At 55.8% G+C, this 20,669-nt stretch carries 13 protein-coding genes and 1 tRNA gene; 10 read left to right on the forward strand and 4 right to left on the reverse strand.

The features are described 5' to 3' along the window. Positions 1 to 216 precede the first annotated feature (216 nt). The 3 genes from VK738_03075 to VK738_03085 form a co-directional block, all read right to left on the reverse strand. Positions 217 to 1,014, reverse strand: coding sequence for a hypothetical protein (locus VK738_03075; protein HTD21606.1), 798 nt, complete (start codon positions 1,012 to 1,014; stop codon positions 217 to 219). Positions 1,015 to 1,664: 650 nt separating this feature from the next. After that, positions 1,665 to 2,939, reverse strand: a complete 1,275-nt coding sequence (locus VK738_03080) for a PilT/PilU family type 4a pilus ATPase (GenBank protein HTD21607.1) — start codon at positions 2,937 to 2,939, stop codon at positions 1,665 to 1,667. Positions 2,940 to 3,062: 123 nt separating this feature from the next. Then, positions 3,063 to 4,166, reverse strand: coding sequence for a glycoside hydrolase family 88 protein (locus tag VK738_03085; protein HTD21608.1), 1,104 nt, complete (start codon positions 4,164 to 4,166; stop codon positions 3,063 to 3,065). 406 nt (positions 4,167 to 4,572) lie between these two features. Here VK738_03085 and VK738_03090 point away from each other — a divergent pair, with 406 nt between their 5' ends. From VK738_03090 to VK738_03105, 4 genes are all read left to right on the forward strand, one after another. Beyond that, on the forward strand, positions 4,573 to 4,752 hold the full coding sequence (locus tag VK738_03090; GenBank protein HTD21609.1) for a hypothetical protein: 180 nt from the start codon (positions 4,573 to 4,575) through the stop codon (positions 4,750 to 4,752). 49 nt (positions 4,753 to 4,801) lie between these two features. Continuing rightward, the gene (locus VK738_03095; protein HTD21610.1) at positions 4,802 to 5,788 is read left to right on the forward strand and encodes an aldo/keto reductase; all 987 of its coding nucleotides are present in this window, start codon (positions 4,802 to 4,804) and stop codon (positions 5,786 to 5,788) included. 275 nt (positions 5,789 to 6,063) lie between these two features. Continuing rightward, the gene (gene yiaK / locus VK738_03100; protein HTD21611.1) at positions 6,064 to 7,065 is read left to right on the forward strand and encodes a 3-dehydro-L-gulonate 2-dehydrogenase; all 1,002 of its coding nucleotides are present in this window, start codon (positions 6,064 to 6,066) and stop codon (positions 7,063 to 7,065) included. 309 nt (positions 7,066 to 7,374) lie between these two features. Next, positions 7,375 to 9,186: a hypothetical protein gene (locus VK738_03105; protein HTD21612.1), complete on the forward strand. Its 1,812-nt coding sequence runs from the start codon at positions 7,375 to 7,377 to the stop codon at positions 9,184 to 9,186. Between the two features lie 137 nt (positions 9,187 to 9,323). On the opposite strand, the gene VK738_03110 is transcribed toward VK738_03105, so the two are convergent. After that, positions 9,324 to 11,522, reverse strand: coding sequence for an ATP-binding protein (locus tag VK738_03110; protein ID HTD21613.1), 2,199 nt, complete (start codon positions 11,520 to 11,522; stop codon positions 9,324 to 9,326). Between the two features lie 492 nt (positions 11,523 to 12,014). On the opposite strand from VK738_03110, the gene VK738_03115 reads away from it, so the two are divergent. From VK738_03115 to VK738_03140, 6 genes are all read left to right on the forward strand, one after another. Continuing rightward, the gene (locus VK738_03115; protein HTD21614.1) at positions 12,015 to 13,547 is read left to right on the forward strand and encodes a Ppx/GppA phosphatase family protein; all 1,533 of its coding nucleotides are present in this window, start codon (positions 12,015 to 12,017) and stop codon (positions 13,545 to 13,547) included. A 141-nt stretch (positions 13,548 to 13,688) separates the two neighbouring features. Then, the gene (locus VK738_03120) at positions 13,689 to 14,063 is read left to right on the forward strand and encodes a hypothetical protein (protein ID HTD21615.1); all 375 of its coding nucleotides are present in this window, start codon (positions 13,689 to 13,691) and stop codon (positions 14,061 to 14,063) included. Between the two features lie 77 nt (positions 14,064 to 14,140). Next, positions 14,141 to 15,460 (forward strand): TolC family protein, encoded by a 1,320-nt coding sequence (locus VK738_03125; protein HTD21616.1) that lies wholly within the window; start codon positions 14,141 to 14,143, stop codon positions 15,458 to 15,460. Beyond that, positions 15,457 to 17,085, forward strand: coding sequence for an efflux RND transporter periplasmic adaptor subunit (locus tag VK738_03130; protein ID HTD21617.1), 1,629 nt, complete (start codon positions 15,457 to 15,459; stop codon positions 17,083 to 17,085). The genes VK738_03125 and VK738_03130 overlap by 4 nt, the downstream gene beginning before the upstream one ends. 2 nt (positions 17,086 to 17,087) lie before the next feature. Continuing rightward, positions 17,088 to 20,270 (forward strand): CusA/CzcA family heavy metal efflux RND transporter, encoded by a 3,183-nt coding sequence (locus tag VK738_03135; protein HTD21618.1) that lies wholly within the window; start codon positions 17,088 to 17,090, stop codon positions 20,268 to 20,270. A gap of 215 nt (positions 20,271 to 20,485) precedes the next feature. Further along, a tRNA-Cys gene (locus VK738_03140) sits at positions 20,486 to 20,562 on the forward strand. The last annotated feature ends 107 nt before the right edge of the window (positions 20,563 to 20,669 follow it).

Below are 20,669 nucleotides of genomic sequence, written 5' to 3' on the forward strand. Positions count from 1 at the left end.
CGGCTTTTTGGGGGTACCCCCCTTGCTGGCTTGGGTTGCGGAAAAGAAGCCCTTAGCCTTTGGCTCTTAGCTCTTAGCTTTTAGCCAAAAACAAGAGTTCACCGCAGAGGACGCGGAGGGACGCAGAGGCGTATATAGGCAAATCGCCCTAGCGACGGGATACTGCTCTTATGAATTTTCAAAGATCTAATGGGGCGTCATTCCTTTCTGTTTTCCTCAAATCTTACGGATGTCATCCGGGCCGTACTGGGGATAGCGGGACGGCTGCGGGGGTGGCGCGGGCTTGTTGGGAACGACGACCGGGGGAAAGGGTGAACTCCCGTGCAGGATTCGTCGCTGAGACAGGGGTGCTGGTTGATTTGGTGGTGCGGCGTTTGGGCTCGCGGCAGAGTCAGTGCCGGGGCTGGTCTGCCGGGCTTGATCAGGCCGGGCTGGGTGTTTCTCTTCTGGTTGGTTTCGCTTGCCGGGCACGGCGGAGGCGGCCACGGTGCTCTGGCCCAGAATGGTTGGCTGCGGCTTGGCGTTGTTCTGGTTCTGGTCCTGGTCTTTGTTATGGTCATCAGCGCGCCGTTCCGGGCGAGGAATCGGGGTAAAGAAGAACTTTACTTGGTCAGGACCGGTTTTTTTGGCGGCGCGGCCTTCTTCCTGGCGCTGCTCGCGCGCTTTTTCTTTCAGGACAGCGAGGACACTGTTGGCGACGTAGGTGAGGGTGCGTCCGGTGCGCAGGTCCATTTCACCACGGCAGATGTAGTTGGCGATGTCTTCCAGAAACTCGTGGATATGGGAGAGATCTTTCAGGGGCCGACGTTCGAAACCGGGCGGCAGGATGGTCTCAGGCGGACGGCTGCGGGTCTCTCCACCTTGCTTACGGGCCTGGGCTTGTTTTTCTTTCTGGCCGGGGTCGTGGAAAAAGCAATAGGGTTTGCCGGTCTGGGGATCGGCTCTACAGCCGCTGCCGTCTTGGCTGATGTGCTGGCAGCGGGGTTTGTTGCTGAACAATTCTTTGATATTCATTCTCGGGCATCTCCTTTGGATGCCTGAGACTATGATGGCCTGGATTGGGGTGGAATGAACAACATGGTGCCGTAGTGGTATCATTCTGGGACCAAAGTATTGACATTCTGGGATTTTCGATTTACGAATTGCGATTTACGATTTTCTCTCATCTATTTCCGGTGTTTTCTCCCAAGCGAGAGATGAAAGGCAGGAGTGAATGAGAGAATTCCCTGTAGCGGCATGGGACGATATACATCCTCGGGGTCCTTCGACTTCGCCGCGAAGCGCGGCTCCGCTCAGGATGACAGAGTTAGAAATAGTTTCAGGTTTCGAGTTTCAAGTTTCAAGAACCAATGACTCTATGGTTCAATCTCACACAGGCTTGGCCGCCTGTGGGAGGCGAGAGATGAAAGGGCAGGAGTGAATCGAGAGAATTCCCTGAAGCGGCATGGGACGGTATGCATCCTCGGGGTCCTTCGCCCTCCGGGCTCAGGATGACAGACTAGAATCGGGGTCCTTCGCCCTGCAGGCTCAGGATGACAGACTAGAAATAGATCCGCGCAAATCTGCGTTCATCCGCTGCGAGTTTTTCTGAGAACCGAGAACTGAGAACTGCTTTTCTACCGTTCGATAATCCTACCGTTCGATAATCCTACCGTTCGATAATCCTACCGTTCGATAATCAACTCGGGCTCGGTGGGATGGTGTGTTTCTACTTTGGGGGCGACTTTCGGCGGCGGAGCAGCTTTCGGCGCAAGCGTTTCTTTGGGGGCAAGGGTTTCAGGCTCTTGTTCGTGGTCACTAAGCTGTAAACGTAAATTCCCCGGATTCGTCGCATAAGCGAGGCCAGTGTCGAACTCCACGATTCCTTTGCGAATCATCTCTTCGATCATCTGGTCGAAGCATTGCATGCCGTCCAGGTTGCCATCCACCATGGCGTCAATCAGGCTCTTGCCTTCGCCCTCGCCTTTTTCCATGTACTCGCGTGTGCGCAGGGTAGATTTCAACATCTCGAACGCCGCCACACGGCCTGAGCCATCTTTGCGTGGGATAAGGCGCTGGGAGATGATCCAGCGAAAACTCTTCGATAAGCGGTTGCGAATGATGTGCTGCTCCGGCAAAGGGAAGACCCCAACAATGCGCTCCACAGTTTTTGAGGCATCCGTCGTGTGCAGCGTGGAAAGCACAAGGTGCCCGGTCTCCGCCGCTTCCATGGCAATCTCGATGGTCTCTTTGTCGCGCATCTCGCCTACCAGGATTACCTTGGGCGCCTGGCGCAGTGCCGCTCGCAGCGCCAGCGAGAAGCTGGGGGTATCGCTGTGCAGCTCCCGCTGATGAATCGTAGAGCGCTTGTGCCGGTGGATAAACTCCACCGGGTCTTCAATCGTGATGATGTGGTATCCGTGGGTCTCGTTGATCCGGTCCACGATGGCGGCCATAGTCGAAGATTTCCCCGAACCCGTGGGCCCTGTAACCAGAACAATGCCGTTCTTCAAGCTGGCGATTTCTCCAAGTTGCTCGGGCAGCTTCAGGTCGGCAAAGGTCGGGACATTTCTTGGGATCACCCGCATCACAATGGCATAGCTGCCGCGCTGCTTGAATATGTTGACCCGGAATCGCCCCTCTCCCGCAAGGCTGTACGAGGTGTCGCAGGAGCCCTGGTCGCGCAATGCGGTGATGGCCTGCTTGTTGCCGTTGATTAAGTCACCAGCAATGCGCTGAGTGTCTTCCGGGCTCAGCATTGGCAACTCCGCAATCTTTACCGGGACCAGTTGCCCGCGCAGCTCCACTTGCGGTGGCCGCCCCGGCGAGAAGATCAGGTCGCTGACCTGGCTGGAAACCTGCAGCATGGTCTTGAGCACTGCATTGGTAGTAATCGCCGGAGCAGCCGGGCTTGTAGGTTCGCTTGGTTCAGGGGTTGAACTGGTTACGGGTGAATCCATTCAGCCTCAGATTGTATCCCTGCTACTCTGAAAGCTGACAGATTACTGTAGTAATAAAACAGGCCATTATTCCATTTCGGGAAAAATCGGGTAGTTTTTCCCGAAATGGAATAAATAAGAGCCTTACCGCAGCAGGGCTGAAGCGCACCACAAAATCGGCGCCTGGCCATGCAAATCGCCGGTGTTGCGTGCGCGGTCGAGGTAGTACTGCAGATCATTCTTTTTGTTGGTGCCTTCACATACATTGGTGACGTCGCCATCTTTGTTGATGTAACCCACCAGCCCGAGCCAGCCTTTGCGTGCTGCGGGCGCGTAAATCTTCTTATCCAGCCAGCCATTCTTGACGCCTGTGATCATGGCGAAGGTGAACATACCCGTGGATGATGTCTCAGGCCAGGCCTCGGGGTGATCAATCAATTGACGCCACATACCGTCCTTACTCTGGTATTCGAGCAATGACTTCATCATCTTTTGGTAGCCCTGCAGGATTCGCGCACGCTTAGGATGGTTTTTGGGAAGCGACCGCAACAACTCGGCCATGCCCACAGCCACCCATCCGTTGCCACGTCCCCAGAAGAAAGGAACGTCGGGCGCATGATAAAACAATCCGTTGGGTTGCTGCAGCTTGTCCAGGTAGGAGGACATCTCCAGCGCCGCGCGGTCAATATATTTGGCGTCTCCGGTTGCGCGATAAGCCTGCACCTGCACCGCGGTAATCATGAACATGTCATCAATCCAATAGCGGGTCTGCCTGGTCAATCCATCTGGCGTTGGGTCAACCCATTGTTTGTCGGCGAGGCCCTTGCCTAAATCGAGATACTTCTGCTGCCTGGTTTCAATGTAAAGCTCCAGCGGAACCGTGCCGAAAACCGTGGAGTCAACATGGTCGGGAACCGGGACCAGGTTGGATTCCTCAGCGAATAATGGGTCGAAACGCTTGATGAGCCGGGCGGTGAGGTCTTTGTCGCCACTCAATTGTGCAAAGGTCAGTGATCCGTACCACGCGCAAACCTCCGGATAAATGATATGGGCCGGCGGCGCACTCCTGCCGAAGTTCCCGTGCGGACTGGCGACAAAGCGTTCGGCCACGCGTTTGCCGACCTCTTGCGGCGAAGTTCCAGCCGGCCAATTCTTGAATTCCTTCTGCGCCGAGCTCTGCAAGCTAGCCGCCAAAATCATTGCCGCGACGGCGGCCGCTTGCATGAGTCTTCTGCACTGACGGTTCATCCCAGGTTCTCCCTTTGCGGATTCATTTGATCTTCGGATTTAATTCCTGCTGCAGCGTACTCCGTTGAGAGCGTGGCTTCGCCGCCGCAATTTCCGTATACCTCATAAAGGCAAGCAAGCAATATAGCAGGTGCAATGCGATGATTGGGGTGAAAATTGGACCAGCAGATGCACGTTCTCACTAACTTCAAGATTGCTAAACGAAACGTTTAGAATGTCCAATTTGACAAGTCCGTGCTTGCGTGAGCAGTAGTTAATGTTGGCAAATACCCAAAAAAATCAATATGAACGAAAAGGAGTATCGCATGACCAATCGTTTTAAATACTTGGGGTTGATCCTGCTGATAGGAGCTTTCTTTGTGTTCCCCGGTTCTGCCCTATGGGCGGCGACTGAAACTTTGCTGACTTGGGCGCTGACGCGCTCGAGGTGTATTGCCGCAATCTGAAGGGTGTGACCAAAAATGGTGCTGTGCTGCATGAAGGCTTCGACTACACTTACGACGCGCCCGCGCGCAAACTCAATGTTCCATTCAAGGGCGCGACCACATTGGTCCTCCAGGGTGCGAGCGGCATCTTTGGCCAATGAACGACATCAAAGAAGAATATGTTTTTGAGAGGGAGGGCCTGATACCGTGATGAAGCTGAAGCAATTAGGTAACAGCGACATGCAGATTACGCCCCTGGGTATTGGCGCCTGGGCGATGGGCGGCGGGGGATGGCAATTCGGCTGGGGCCCACAAGATGACAACAACTCCATTGCCGCCATCCACGCCGCCCTTGATGCCGGAATAAATTGGATAGACACCGCCGCCGTCTATGGCCTGGGGCACTCCGAAGAAGTAGTGGCCCAGGCATTGAAGGGCCGTTCGAGGCGTCCTTATGTTTTTACGAAATGCGCGCTCATCTGGAACGAAAAAGGTGAAATTGGTCATAGCTTGAAAGCCAGTTCGGTGCGGCGCGAAGTTGAAGCCAGCCTCAAGCGTTTACAGGTTGATGTGATTGATTTGTATCAGATTCATTGGCCCGATCCTCCACAGGAAATTGAAGAGGGCTGGGAGACGATGGCCAAACTGAAGCAAGAGGGCAAAGTGCGCTGGATCGGCGTCTCCAACTTCGACGTCGAACAGATGGAACGCGCGCGCAAGATCGCTCCTATCACCTCCTTGCAGCCTCCTTATTCCATCATTCGGCCTGATGTTGAGCGTGACATCCTACCCTATTGCGCCCGGAACCAGATCGGCGTGATTGTTTATTCGCCCATGCAGTCCGGACTTTTGAGCGGCGCCATGACCCGCAAGCGTATTGCCAACATGCCTGAAGATGACTTTCGCAAGCGCAACTCGCACTTCCAGGAGCCGGAGTTGACCCGCAATCTGGAGTTGGCCAAGTTGTTGCGCAATATCGGTGTCCGCAACCGGCGCAAGCCCGGCGAGGTCGCCATTGCCTGGACCCTGCGCCGGCCGGAGGTGACGGGAGCAATCGTAGGGATGCGTTCCCCTGAGCAGGTCAAAGGCGTGATCCGCGCGGCCGAGTTTCGCCTGGGCTCTGAAGAGATTGCCAGAATCGAATCGTTCCTGCAATCCTGGCAAAGCAAACTTGAACCCCAGCGAAGCGCGGTTTAGGGTAGTGCGTCGTTAAAAACGAAACTTATTTTCGTGTCGTTGATTTTGCTGAATCGAGCCCAGAGCAAGTTGAAAGCTGGCCTGAAAAACCTAGATCCCTCCACTCCGCCGCGAAGCGCGGCTCCGGTCGGGATGACAAAAGCTGCAATACTTAAACACTTATGTTGCAATCTAAATGACGCCCTACACTAGAACATTGCACAGTTGCTATAGGATTGAGGTTTAAAACTCCCTACTTCGGAGATTTAGGCATCCGGTTCTAGAAATAGATCACAATGCATAGAGTCCCTTACCAGGAACTTTTCGATACTCTTCTGCGTGTCCTGCTGAAGCTGGGATTTGAATCTGAGCGTGCCCGGCTCTGCGCCCGGCTTTTCGCCGACGCGAGCCGCGACGGCGTTTACTCCCACGGCCTGAATCGTTTTCCGCGCTTTGTCCTGCAAATTCAAAATGGGACCATCAACATTCATGCCGAGCCTGAGCTCGTGGCAGCCAGCGGCTCGCTCGAACGCTGGGATGGAAAACTTGGCCCTGGTCCTCTCAATGCTTACCAGTGCATGGAAAGAGCGATCGCGCTTTCCAAGAAGCACGGTACGGGTTGCGTAGCTCTGGCCAATACCACGCACTGGATGCGTGGCGGAAACTTCGGCTGGCAGGCAGCCGACGCCGGCGTCATTGGAATTTGCTGGACCAACACCCTGCCCAACCTTCCGCCCTGGGGCGCGAGCGATCCGCGTGTGGGCAATAACCCCCTGATCATCGCGGTGCCCCGGCCCGCCGGCCACGTAGTGCTCGATATGGCCGTGTCACAGTTCTCGTACGGGGCGCTGGCTTCTTATCGCACGCGCGGTGAACTGCTTCCGGTGGACGGTGGCTTCGATACGAAAGGGCAGCTAACCCGAGATCCCGCAGCCATTGAAGCATCAAAGCGGCCCTTGCCTATTGGTTACTGGAAAGGCTCGGGTCTGGCATTGATGCTTGACCTGGTGGGGGCGCTGCTGTCAGGGGGCAAGGCCACGCATCAGATTACATCCGATCCCGACCGCGAAAGCTATCTCTCGCAGGTCTTCATCGCATTGGATCCGTCGTCTGTCGGTTCCCCTGAAGTTGCCGCCAGGATTGCCGACGAAGTCATTGCGTACTTCAAACTGCCGCCGCACTCGGGTGGCGAGCAGGTGCGATATCCGGGTGAACAAGTACTGAAAACCCGAAGCGAGAACCTGGCCAAAGGCATCCCGGTCGAGCCGGCGATCTGGAGCAAGGTGCAGGCGATGTAAGCAGTTGACAGACGCTGGTGTAGTGCGTCATTAAAAACGAAACTTATTTTCGTGTGGTTGATTTTGCTGAATCGAGCCCAGAGCAAGTTGAAAGCTGGCCTGAAAAACCTAGATCCCTCCACTCCGCCGCGAAGCGCGGCTCCGGTCGGGATGACAAAAGCTGCGATACTTAAACACTTATGTTGCAATCTAAATGACGCACTACACTAGTTACCAGTTTCCAGTTTCTAACTAAAAACCGGACTCTGACGAAGAATATCGCGAACTGCATTAAGAACCTTTTTCCCTGCCTTGAATCCAAGTTGCTATATGAACCAATTCAGTGGTCGGCTGGCATTGGTTATTTGTCTGCTTACGGCGCTCGTGCTGTGGGCCGAGTCTCCCGCTTCGCTGTACAAAAAAGGGAAAGACGCGGAGGCCGCCCAGATGTACGAAGCCGCGTACGAGCTTTACAAGCAGGCTTACGATAAAGATCCCAAGGACCTTCGCTTCCGCGTGGCCTTCGAGCGCAGCCGGTTTTATGCGGCCGCCGCGAAAGTGCATCGCGGCCAGCTTTTCCGCGATGGCGGCAGGTTAGAGGATGCGCTGGCGCAATTTGAGGCGGCTGCCGCCATTGATCCCTCGATGGATATCGCCCAGCAGGAAATCCGTCTGACCCGCCGCATGATGGAGGAGCTCAAGCAGCAGCCGCCCTTGCAAGACGAGGTCCAATCGCAGGGGCCGCTTTCCAGCCGGTTGCAGCGCGCCCAGGGGCCGGTGGAATTGCAGGCGATCTCAGACCAGCCCATCACACTCAAGATGACCGAAGACAGCCGCATACTCTATGAGGTCATCGGCAAATATGCAGGGATCAACGTGCTGTTCGATCCGGACTTCGCGGCGCACCGCATCCACGTTGAACTGAACGGGGTTTCACTGCGGGATGCGCTCCAGATCGTGGCTTTCGAGTCCAAGACGTTCTGGCGTCCGGTGACCCGCAACACAATTTTTGTTGCGCAGGATAATCCCACCAAACGCAGGGAACTGGAGCAGAACGTCATCAAGACCTTTTATCTTTCCAATGTCTCGCAGCCTGCAGAGTTGAATGACATTGCGGCGGCACTGCGCTCGCTCTTGCAGATTGAGCGCGTGCAGCTCATGGTCTCAAAGAACGCCATTGCCGTGCGCGGAACTCCTGACCAGATCGCCCTGGCGGAAAAATTGATTGATGATTTCGATAAAGCTGAGCCCGAAGTGGTGGTGGATGTTGCCATCATGCAGGTGAACCGCGACCGTAGCCGTACCCTTGGAATTACCCCTCCCCCGCTTGCAAAAATAGGGCTTACCGGTGCACAGGACCCCGCTAGCACAAGCAACAACAGTGGCAGCAGCAACCCCTCCAGCAGTGGAGGTCTGACCTTCAATTCTTTCAAGCATCTGGGTTCGCAAAGCTACTCGGTCGCCATGTCTCCGGCAACACTTAATTTCCTGTTCGGCGATAGTGACAGCAGGATCATACAAAGCCCCCAGGTACGGTCCGTAAACGGAGCCAAGGCTACACTAAAAATCGGCGACCGTGTTCCCATCGCCAGTGGATCGTTTACCAATCCATTGTCGGGGTCTGGCAGCTCCTTCAACCCGGTGGTGCAGACCCAATTCAGCTATCAGGATGTGGGCGTGCGAATTGAAATCACGCCTACCGTCCATGCCAACCGCGAAATTAACCTCAAAGTTTCAATGGAGATATCTTCGATTACGGGCAAAAGAACAATCGGTGATATTGATCAGCCCACCATCGGGCAGCGCACCATCGAAAATGAAATTCGTCTTCAAGAGGGCGAAATCAATATCATGGGAGGGATCTTCGAGGATTCAGAGATCAAGAGCTGGAGCGGCCTTCCCGGATTGGGAAGAATTCCGCTGTTCCGGCATCTGTTTGCCACAGAGACCAGAGATCATAATGTTAACGAGATCCTATTTGTGCTGATTCCTCACATCGTGCGTCGGCAGGAAATTACACCCTTAAATACGGAATCCATCGATGCCGGCACCAAAGATACGATAGAGCTGCGCCAGAGTCCGGTTCAGCCGCCGCCGGCCCAACCTCCAACGCCGTCGCAGCCGGCCCAGCAACACCAGTAACTTCGCCGCAGAAAGAACGCGAGTGCGCCGCACCCTGAGTGAAATCGAAGGGGTCGCGGAGCCCTTAGATTAACGGGTGAGCGCGGAGCGAGCGCCGAATAGCGCGAGCAGAGCACGAGGGCGCAGCAGCGGAGCCCTTAGATTAAAGCCGCGTCTAGAACTTCGCGAACTTTTTGCGCCAGCGCGTCCGGGGTAAAAGGTTTATGGATGAAAGCCAGACCTGACATCTCTTTTGGACGTAGTTCCTTGTCTACATACCCGGACATATACAGAACCTTGGTCTCCGGACGTGAAGAGGCCAGAAGCCTGGCCAACTCATGGCCACCCATTTGAGGCATCACTACATCGGTGACGATCAGGTCAATCCGCCCGCGGCTTTTCTCTGAAAGCTCCAGGGCTTCGCGGCCATCTCGAGCCAGCAGGACTGTGTAACCGCTCTTTCGCAAAACCTCGCACACCAGGGTGCGCACTCCCTCCTGGTCTTCTACAACCAGAATTGTCTCCCAGCCTCGGGCCGGGCTCGGGTTGGTGGCGCGCATCTCCGTGGAAGCGGCGCCTGCAACCCTTGGCAGGAAGAGATGAAAGGTCGTACCTTGCCCAACTGCGCTCTCCAGAATGATGTGCCCGCCCGCCTGTTCCGCGATTCCATAGACTGTCGCCAGTCCCAGTCCAGTTCCTTTGCCTTGTCCTTTGGTCGTAAAGAACGGCTCGAAAACATGCGCTTGCGTCTCCGCATCCATGCCCGTACCCGTATCGCTTACCGTCAGCCGAACATAGGGTCCGGGTTTGTGCTTTCCGAACTCCTCTTCCAGGGTCACGTTAGCTGTTTCGAGAAACAGCTTTCCTCCGTTGGGCATGGCGTCCCGCGAATTGATTACCAGGTTCATGAGTACTTGCTCGATCTGTGCGGGATCGGCTTGCACCAGGCCTAGCTCCGAGTCAGTCGAAATGGTTAATGCAATGTCTTCTCGCAGCAGCCGATGCAACATCTCACTCATATCCGAGAGGACATCATTCAGGCTGAGCACCTTCGGCAGAGTCACCTGCCGGCGGCCGAAGGCGAGCAGTTGCCGGATCAGTGAGCTGGCCCGGTCGCCGGCCTTGCTGATCGCGTCTACTTTCTCCAGCAGAGCAGGGTCGTTGCCGATTTCTTCCCGCAACAGATGATTACATCCGGTAATGATGGTCAGCAGGTTGTTGAAGTCGTGAGCAATTCCTCCGGCCAGCCGCCCGACGGCTTCCATCTTTTGCGCTCGACGAAGCGTCTCCTCGGCACGCTTGCGCTCGGCCATCTCCTGACGCAGGTGCTTATTGGCTTCGGTCAGTTCAGCCGTGCGTACTGCCACCTGTTCTTCCAAAGCTACATTGGCGGCGTCGGCAATTCTTCTTGCTGTCCGTACGCGAAGGGTTTGCCAGCCCAGCAATGCGAGCACCACTGCCAGCAGGCAGATTCCAACGCCCATGTAAAAGTTTCGTTGCCGTGCTTCGGTCAGGTAGAAGACGATCAGGGATTCGTTGCTGGGATCCATAAACGAGCGGTAGTAAATTCCTGATAGGGTTCCATCGTAGGCCATCTCGCCGATCTCCGCGCGGATGGCATCAGCCGCTCTATCGGCGCCGGGCCTTTTGTGCGTTGCCCCGATGCCGAAAAATATATTTCCCTTGGGCAGAAAGTAAAACTTAAGCTGTGCATTCTGGCACGCCTGCACTCCACGAAGATCGGCAACATCTGCCTTACTTCCTGAAATCACGCCTGCGTCTGCTTTGCCGCTGCACACTGCTTCCAGCACGCTCAGGTTAGAGGGCTGGGGTGTCAGGCGGGCGCCAGGGAAGTTGGCTCGCGCCAGCCGGCCAAAAATGGATACGTTGACGTGCCACACACTGCGTCCGGCTGTGTCTTTCGGCGTGGAAATCCCGCTCGATTCCAGGGAGATCATCCAAAAACTTAAGTTGATCCACGGATCGGAGATATACAGAAACTTTCTGCGCTCCGGCAGGTCGCCGATCAGCGGCCACAGATCAACTTTTCCGCTGATCAGGTTCGGCTCTGGACCTTCAGGGGCATGGACCCATTCAATGGGGATGTGCCTCCGGCGGGCGGCTTCAGTGAAGATTTCGATTGCAGGTCCGGCTGGCGATCCATCTGCTGCGAGATACTGATAAGGAGGCGCCTGCTGGTAGCCAACCCGAAACGGCTTCGACGCTCGCGCGGGATCGAGGCGCCTTTCATTGATCCACCAGGCCGCCGCGCCCACAATGATTACAAGCCCGGCCACACTCCACCACAGTCGCCAATTTCGCGAGATGCCACCTGACGGGGTTGATGCCAGTTTCATCGCTGTCTTCTAACTACTGGTTCTTGGTTTTAAAGGTTTCTTCTGGGATAACACTGAAGCCAATCCTGCGTACAGAAAGAACGAGACCAGGATCCTGAGGCAGGAAATCGGAAGGAGGCTGCATCCTGGGCCGCCGCATGGCCTGCCAATCTGCTTGCAGCCAGAACCTGCAGGCTTCTTCAGCGCCGGACCTTCGTTCTTGTTGACCAATCCCAACATATTTTGGGCCCGCCACGCACGAAAGGCAAGGCCAAAGATACCCAAACAGTAAACTAAAGTACTCAAAGAACTATCCTTTAGAGCAACCGAAGCTCAGGATTGACAGCTCTGGCCTGCTTTTGAGAACTATTTCTTGATTTTCCTCCGTGTCTCCACAGCTCCGTGGTAAAAACTAAGTGAGTTTCTTTCGCCCAACAAACTGGCTTTTCCATTACGTATCTCCTGGCGCGAGGAACTGAGAACTGAGAACCGACAACTGGGAACTGTTCTTCCATGCCTACCTTTGCCGCGGTTGATATTGGCTCCAATTCCGTCCGCATCAAGATTGCGCGCCTGGTGCGTCACCGCCTGGTGACGATCCACGAAGACCGCGAGGTCACCCGTTTAGGCAAATCAGTTTTCAAGAGCGGCATCCTCACGCCCGCGGCCCTGGCGCGCACGGTTGAAGTTTTGCAGCGCTTCCATAAGGCGGCGCAAAAAACCGGGGCACAGGTAGTACGCGTAGTGGCTACGAGTGCCTTGCGCGATGCCCGCAACGGGCGGGCGTTTATGGATTGGGTCCGCTCCGCCACCGGATGGAAGGTCGAAATCATCAGCGGACTGGAAGAAGGGCGGCTCATCCATCTGGGTTTGCTTTCCAATATGCGGCTGGGCGCCTCGCCCGTTCTGATGGTGGATTTGGGCGGCGGAAGCTGCGAACTCACTGTCTCTGCCGCCGGACACATCCTTTACACCATCAGCCTGCCCCTGGGCGCGGTGCGTCTGACGGAAGAATTTCTCAAGCACGATCCTCCCGCCCCCAAAGAGCTGCGACGCCTGCGCAGCTTTATTGAAAAAGAGATGGGCCGCACTACCCGGCGCATCCTCGCCTACAAGCCCCGCGTCATGATCGCCACCTCGGGCACGGCGGCTGCTTTGGCGGCCGTGTGCAGCGGAGTGCACAAGAGAAGTGTGCGCGAATCGGCGCAGGATGTCCCCCGCGCCAAGGCCGTCAAAATCGCCGCCAAGCTGGCCAAGATGAAAATGGCGCAGCGCACCGCGTTGGTGGGCATCGGTCCGCGCCGCGCGGAAATCGTGGTGGCCGGCGCGGTGGTCTTTGCCGAGCTGCTGGAAAAATGCCATCTGCGCGGCTTCCGCTATTCGCCGCTGGGACTGCGCGACGGCCTGCTCGCCCAGATGGCGGCAGACTACGACGTGCGCACGCGCTCGCGCAAGCAAATCGAATCTGACCGCTGGGACGCTCTGCTGGCCACCGGCAAAAACTATCGCGTGGATATGGCTTACTCGCAGCATGTGCGCAAGCTGGCGCTCGATCTTTTCCGCCACCTGCGTCCCGTGCACAATCTGCCTCAGGAGTATACCGAGTGGCTCTCGGCTGCGGCCATGCTGCATGAGGTTGGGATTTACGTTAACCGTTACGGCTGGCACCGGCACGCGCACTACATCATCGCCAACAGCGAAATCTTCGGCTACACCGCCTACGAGCGCGCTCTCATCGCCGCCATTGCCCGCTATTTGGGAAATTCCCGCCCCGCGGCCGCCCACAAAGCCATGAAGTTGCTTCGCCCCGCCGACCGCATTCTGGCGCACAAGGCGATTTTTCTGCTGCGCTTGGCGCGCGCGTTGAATCAAAGCCGCAGGGCCGTCGTGAGCGGCATTTCGGCCCGGATCAAAGGCGGCAAAGTTCGTCTGGTGCTTCGCACTAAAGGCACCCTGGGCGCTGAGCTGGAGTTGTGGGCCCTGGATAAAGAACGCAACTACTTCCGCGAACTCTTCGGACGCGAACTCGAAGCTGAGCTTTCGTAAAAACTGTGCAGGAGCACAATCGTTTGTCCTTGCCGCCTCTCTTGGATATGCAAAACGTCCGCGTAAGCGAAGTTCGTACAACACCATGAGCTGTGATCTGCGTCACTTGCGCAAAAGCGCAAATCGAATACACTGTATAAAGTGAAACAGGTCGGCAAAGTCGTTGTTTTGTTTTCGCTGCTTTCCGTATTTGCAGCGCCGTTAATGGCTTGCCTGTTGCCCAATGGCATAGCAACAACGGAAGAACGCGAATGTTGCCGAAAAATGGCTGAACGATGCGAAGCGATGGGAATGCCTTCTTCTCATTCGTGCTGCCGTACCACGGTTTGGGAGAGCAATCCCTATTTGGCCAGCTCTCGCGTCTCGGTTTCCACCCAGCATCAGGTAATCTCTGCAGATCTGCCGATTGCGCATACATTCTTCTTGTTGACTCATGTTTCCCGCATCCAGTGGCTCTCCAATACGCATGCACCCCCTGAATCTCCGCCAGAAACTATTTCTATCCTGAGAATCTGATCCTGCTTTTCGCTTTCCTTTGCAGGCGCGCGCCTTGGTGTGCCTGTGTGTCTCCGTGTTTTCCCATGGGAGGAAAGATGAAAGTGCTTTTGAATCACAAAAATAAAGCAGGTATTTATTTTGCCGTTTGCCTGATGGCTGCCGCCGGCTTGCTGGCGCAACAGCCTTCTTCTGGAGCTGCCAGCGCGGAAGTTCCTGGCGCAGCTTTAGCAGCAGGGGCGACCACTCTGCTCGACTTAATAGCAGAGGCGGAAAAGAATAATCCCGAAATTCTCGCTGCCGGCCACGGCTGGAAGGCAGCGGCAAACGCTGTTGGATCAGCTCGCGCCTTGCCCGATACGCAAGTGTCGGTGCAGTCGTTCAGCGTAGGCAGTCCGCGTCCATTCGCCGGATTCAGCCACAGTGATTTTGCTTACATCGGCTTGGGGGCATCGCAGGATATTCCTTATCCGGGCAAGCGTACGTTGCGCGGCCAGGTTGCTGAACACGAAGCGGATTCCCAGCGGGAACAAGCCGAGTCAGTGCGGCGGCAGATCATTGACAAGCTGAAGGCGTCTTATTTTCAGCTCGCTTATCTTGAGCAGATGCTCGGCATTCTGGAGTGGAACGGCCAGGTGCTCAGTGACATTGAGAAAACCGCCGAATCCCGTTACCGCGTCGGCCAGGGCAATCAACAAGAGGTGCTGAAGGCCCAGCTTGAGCGCACGAAAATCCTGCAGGAAATTACCATGCATCATCGCGATGAAGGCCAGCTCCAGGCGCAACTCAAGCAGCTTCTTGGCCGGGCGCAGGAGTCTCACGATATTGTTGCCACGCCTCTGACGCCCCGGCCGCTGGCCTACACTGCGTCCGATCTTCTCTGGGCCGTCAAGGAACACAACCCCGATGTGCGGGCGCGGGCTGCAATGCTCGACAAAGCTGACGCGCAAATCAGTCTGGCGAAAAAAGAATTTCGCCCCGACTTCAACGTGCAGTACACGTTTGAGCGCACCGGGAGCAGCTTCCCCGCGTACTATATGGCAACCTTCGGCATCAACCTGCCCAATCGCGGCCGGCGTAAGGCGGAACTTGCCCAGGCCAGCGAGCAGCGGGAGCAGGCGAATGCAGAACTTGCCGCCGAAACCCAACGGCAAATGGCCGAAGTGCAAAGCCAATATGTGCTGGCCCAAACCTCCGCGGAGCAACTCAAGATCTACAAGGAAGGCCTGATACCACAATCGGATGCAACCTTCCATTCGGCTTTGGCTGCGTACCAATCCAACCGGCAGGACTTTGAGACCTTACTTTCTTCCTTTCGTGATCTGTTGAATCTCAATCTCGATTATCAGCGCGAATTGGCCACACACGAAGCTGCCCTCGCCCGCCTCGAAACCCTTACAGGAGTGACACTGCCATGAACGGAAATTTGGAAACCCGCAACCATCGGAATATGTTTTGGCGCAATGCATTTCTTGCTGCGCTCATCATTAACGCGGTACTCATTGCGGGCCTAGCTGGGCTGTGGTGGCATTCTCATCTAGCGCACCAGACCAACACTGCGGAGGCGCAGGCTGCATCAACGCCCCCGGTGGGCGCTTCAGAAGCAGGCAACACAGCGGCGGAAGGCCCAACTCCCGCCTCAGAGCAAGCGCCACTCGCGTTGGTACAGCTTACGCCGCAGCGTATGCAAAGCATCGGCATAAAGTTCGGGACGGTTGAATACAAGAACGTAAGCGACGAAATTCGAGCAACCGGAAATGTTGAGATAGATGAGAGAAGACTCTCTTATGTTCAGACGCGTTTCCCAGGATGGGTCCACAAAGTCTATGCCGATGCGACTTACCAATATGTTCGCAAAGGGCAGCCGCTCTTCACGATTTACAGTCCCGACCTGGTCACAACCGAACAGGAGTATTTACTGGCCCGGCAAAATCAGCAGAAACTCGAAAACAGCCAGATCGGAGAAGTTTCCAGTGGGGCCGCATCTCTCGTGAGTGCTGCACGAGAGCGGCTGGCGCAATGGGAGGTGCCGGAAAGCGAGATTTCGAAACTTGAAACCACCGGCAAGGTCATTACTGACCTTACATTTAATTCTCCTGCCTCCGGATACATTACCGAAAAAAATGTGTTGCCCAACATGTATGTACAGCCTGAAACGAAGTTGTACACGGTGGCCGACCTTTCCACGGTTTGGGTGTATGCCCAGGTCTTTCAAAATGATGTAGGCAAAATCCGGCCGGGCGAGCAGGCCCAGATCACTGTGGATGCATATCCGGGAAAAACGTTCAGCGGACATCTTGACCAAATCCTGCCGCAAGTGGATATGGCAACTCGCACTGTGCGCGTCCGCTTTTCGCTGGCCAATCCAGAGCTCAATCTGAAACCGGGCATGTATGTGAACGTCACGCTCAAGACTTCTATAGGAAAGCAGCTTGTTGTTCCTGCATCTGCCGTCTTCCAATCTGGCACAAAACAGGTTGTCTTTGTGGATCAGGGCGAAGGGAAGCTGGAGCCACGTGAGGTGCAAACCGGCGCCCGCGTGGGCGACCAATTCGTTGTCGTCGCAGGATTGAAAGCCAAAGAGACGATTGTCATCTCGCCCAACTTCCTGATTGACTCTGAAAGCCAGTTGCAGGCCGCAACCGGAGCATTCGTGCCTCCGCCGCCAGGGGCTGGTGGCGCTGCCGCGATGAACTCGAACGGGGCAGAGCAGAATCCCCCTCAGGCAAACATTCAACTGACTACGGACCCATCGCCTCCGCATAAAGGCAGCAATGTCTTCCGGGTGAAACTGACAAATAAGGATGGCTCACCCGTCACGGGAGCCCAGGTCACAGTTATTTTCTACATGCCTGCAATGCCCGCAATGGGAATGGCCGCAATGAAGACGTCGGTCAATTGCTCTGAAAGTGGCGGAGGCATTTATGAAGGCAAAGGCGATCTTGGTTCCGGAGGCACCTGGCAGGTCACGCTGATCGCGCATAAAAACGGCGAAACCATTGCAACCAGCCAGTTCACCCTGAATGCCGAAGGAGGAATGTAACCATGATCTCTCGCGTCATTGAGTGGTGTGCAAGAAACAGATTCTTGGTATTCACCTGTGTCCTCTTGCTGGTCATGGCCGGCATCTGGTCGCTGCGGCAAGTGCCTCTGGATGCTCTGCCTGATATTTCTGACACTCAGGTCATCCTGCACACGCGATGGGAAGGCCAGCCTCCCAACATCATCGAGGACCAGGTCACGTACCCGATTGTCACGGCATTACTGGCAGCGCCACGCGTGAAGGCGGTGCGCGCCCAGACCATGTTTGGCGACTCTTACGTTTTCGTGGTCTTTGAAGATGGCACGGACCTCTACTGGGCGCGCTCTCGCGTCCTGGAATATCTGCAGCAGATTCGCGGACGCTTGCCGGCAAACGTGAATCCCGTGATCGGCCCGGACGCCACCGGCGCAGGCTGGGTCTTCGAATACGCGCTTGTAGACCGCAGCCATCAACGCAGTCTGGCCGACCTTCGCAGCCTGCAGGAGTGGCAGCTTCGTTATCAGCTTGAAACTGTTCCGGGCGTTGCCGAAATCGCTACCATTGGCGGATTCGTGAAGCAGTACCAGGTCAGGCTCGATCCCAACAAATTACTCGCCTATGGGGTTTCGCTCTCGCAGGTGATTGACCAGGTGAAGAGCAGCACCAACGAAGTTGGCGGGCGGGTCCTCGAACTCAGCGGAACGCAGTACATGGTTCGTGGTTTGGGCTATTTCCATTCGCTTGCCGATTTAGAAAACGTCCCTATCAGCAGCAAGAATGGTACGCCTGTGCTGGTCAAGGATTTAGGATCCGTCTCCTTCGGACCGGATATACGCGATGGGGTGGCCGAATGGAACGGTGAAGGTGAAACCGTGGGCGGCATCGTGGTGATGCGCGACGGCATGAATGCCTTGAATGTGATCAACGGCATCAAACAAAAGCTGCAGCAAATCAAAGGCTCTCTGCCCCCAGGTGTCGAAGTCGTCCCCGCCTATGACCGCTCAGGATTGATTGAGGATTCCATCCGCACTTTGCAACGCGACCTGCTGGAAGAAGCCGTGATCGTGAGCCTGGTGTGTATTGCATTTCTCTTTCATTTCCGCTCCGCGCTCATTCCTATTATCACGCTCCCGCTTGCTGTTTCCATGGCGTTCATTCCCATGTATTTCCTCCACGTCACCTCCAACATCATGTCACTGGGAGGCCTGGCGCTGGCCATCGGTGTACTCATTGATGCGGCCATCGTCATGGTGGAGAACGGCCACCGGCACCTCTCCGAGCATCCCGCGAATGGCCCGGCGATGCCCGAAGCCGAGCGCCGCCGTGTTCTGATTCACGCCGCCAAACAAGTTGGGCCGCCGTTATTTTTCTCGCTCTTGATCATTGTGCTGTCATTTCTCCCGGTTTTCCTGCTGGAGGCGCAGGAAGGCCGCATGTTTCGTCCGCTGGCCTGGACGAAAACTCTGGCCGTCGGTTTCTCTTCCTTGCTGGCGGTTACCCTGGTGCCCATCCTCATGGTGATGTGGATTCGTGGCAAACTGAAACCCGAATCACAAAACCCATTGGCCCGCATCTCCCAGGCAATCTATCTGCCCGTACTGCAATTTTGCCTGAAGTATCGCAAAACCACTTTGCTGTTGAATTTGTTGTTCCTAGTGTTAACTTTCCCTCTGGCGCTGAAACTCGGCAGCCAGTTCATGCCGCCGCTCTACGAAGGATCGTCATTGTACATGCCTACCTCGCTCCCCGGCATTGGCATGACCCAGGCCACTGCATTGTTGCAGGAGCAAGACCGCATCATTCGTTCATTCCCCGAGGTCCAGTCTGTTTTCGGCGTAGTGGGCCGCTCCGACAGCTCCACCGACAATGCTCCTCTCGACATGTATGACACCACCGTCGTACTCAAACCCCGCGGGCAATGGCGGCCGGGCATGACCTACGAAAAACTGCTTCAAGAGATGGACCAGAAACTGCAATTTCCCGGTCTCTCGAATACCTGGACCATGCCGATTGAAAATCGTCTGGATATGGAGCTGACCGGAATCAAAACTCCAGTAGGGATGAAAATCCAGGGCCCCACGGTCGAAGGCATCCAGCAGGTGGGCGCGCAGGTTGAGCAGATACTTTCCTCCGATCCCAAGGCGCGCGCGGTTTTCGCCGAACGCGTCTCGCAGGGCTTTTACATCAACGTTGAAGTCAACCGCCCCGAGGCTGCACGTTACGGTTTGACCATTCAAGACGTGCAGCTTGCGGTCACCTCCGGGATAGGGGGCGAAAACATCGCGGAGAATGTTGAAGGGCGAGAGCGTTATCCCATCAATGTTCGCTACGAACGGGACTTCCGTGACGACGTGGATTCTCTGCGCCGGGTCCTGATCGCAACTCCCGCGGGTGCGCAGATTCCTATCGCGCAGGTCGCTAAAATTTCATTCTCTCGCGGGCCGGCTATGATTCGCGATGAAGACGGCCAGCTTACCGGCTACGTCTATCTCGACCTCAATACCAAAGATTATGGCGGCTTTGTTGATGAAGCTGCCAAACTGCTCAACGCGAAGCTTAAGCTTCCCGCCGGATACACCTACCAATGGTCCGGTGAATATCAATTTGAGTTGCGCGCGCGCGAACGCCTGAAACTCATTCTGCCCGTTGTGTTCTGCGCCATCTTCCTGTTGCTTTACATGATCTTTCACTCCGTGACCGAGACCTTGGTGCTGCTCTTTCCTACGGTTTACGCAGCCAGTGGTGGGCTGCTGCTGCAATGGATCCTAGGGTACAACTTCAGTGTCGCCGTCTGGGTCGGCTATATCGCGCTGTTCGGCATCGCTGTGGAAACTGGAGTGGTCATGGTGGTGTATCTGCACGAGGCGCTTGATCAACGGCTGGCTTCAGGCCGCCCGCTCACCCGCAAAGATATAGAAGAGGCCGCGATTCATGGGGCCGTGCGGCGCCTGAGGCCCAAGCTGATGACTGTGACCGCCGTTCTCGCCAGCCTGGTTCCGATCCTGTGGGAGAGCGGAGTCGGTTCCGACGTGATGAAGCCCATCGCAGCGCCGATCGTCGGAGGCATGATTACTTCCACGGTCCACGTGCTCATCCTTGTCCCGGTTTTCTTTGTGATGATGAAGGAGCGCGCGCTCAGGCGGCACGATCTGCGTGCGCAGCAGGAATTACCAGCGGTTGAATGGAACGAAGGAGAAGTGCAATGAAACAGGACGTTGCGGCTTACGCCTTCCTTATGTTAGGTTATGAATCATGAGTTTTACCGCACAGAAGAACGCAAACGCTTGTTGCGCCTGTATGTGTTACGCACACGACTCTTCTGGCGCGAGGGATTGCAGGGCTGGCAAGTAAATCAATAGCAAGCACCTGATTCATACCCACCGTCAGAAGATGATCTGGCTGGTGGGTTTTGTATTTTTGGGCACGGGTGGCGAAGTGGCTTAACGCGGCGGCCTGCAAAGCCGTTATACATGGGTTCGACTCCCATCCCGTGCTCCATAGATTTCGAGATGGAAAAGGGATATCACAGAGACAGAGAATTGAATCATCGAGTCATTGAGTCATTTGCAAATTGGGTAATCGGGTAATTGTGTAATTGAAAATCG

This window comes from Terriglobales bacterium, from assembly GCA_035487355.1.
In the GTDB taxonomy this organism is placed as follows: Bacteria; Acidobacteriota; Terriglobia; order Terriglobales; family Acidobacteriaceae; genus QIAW01.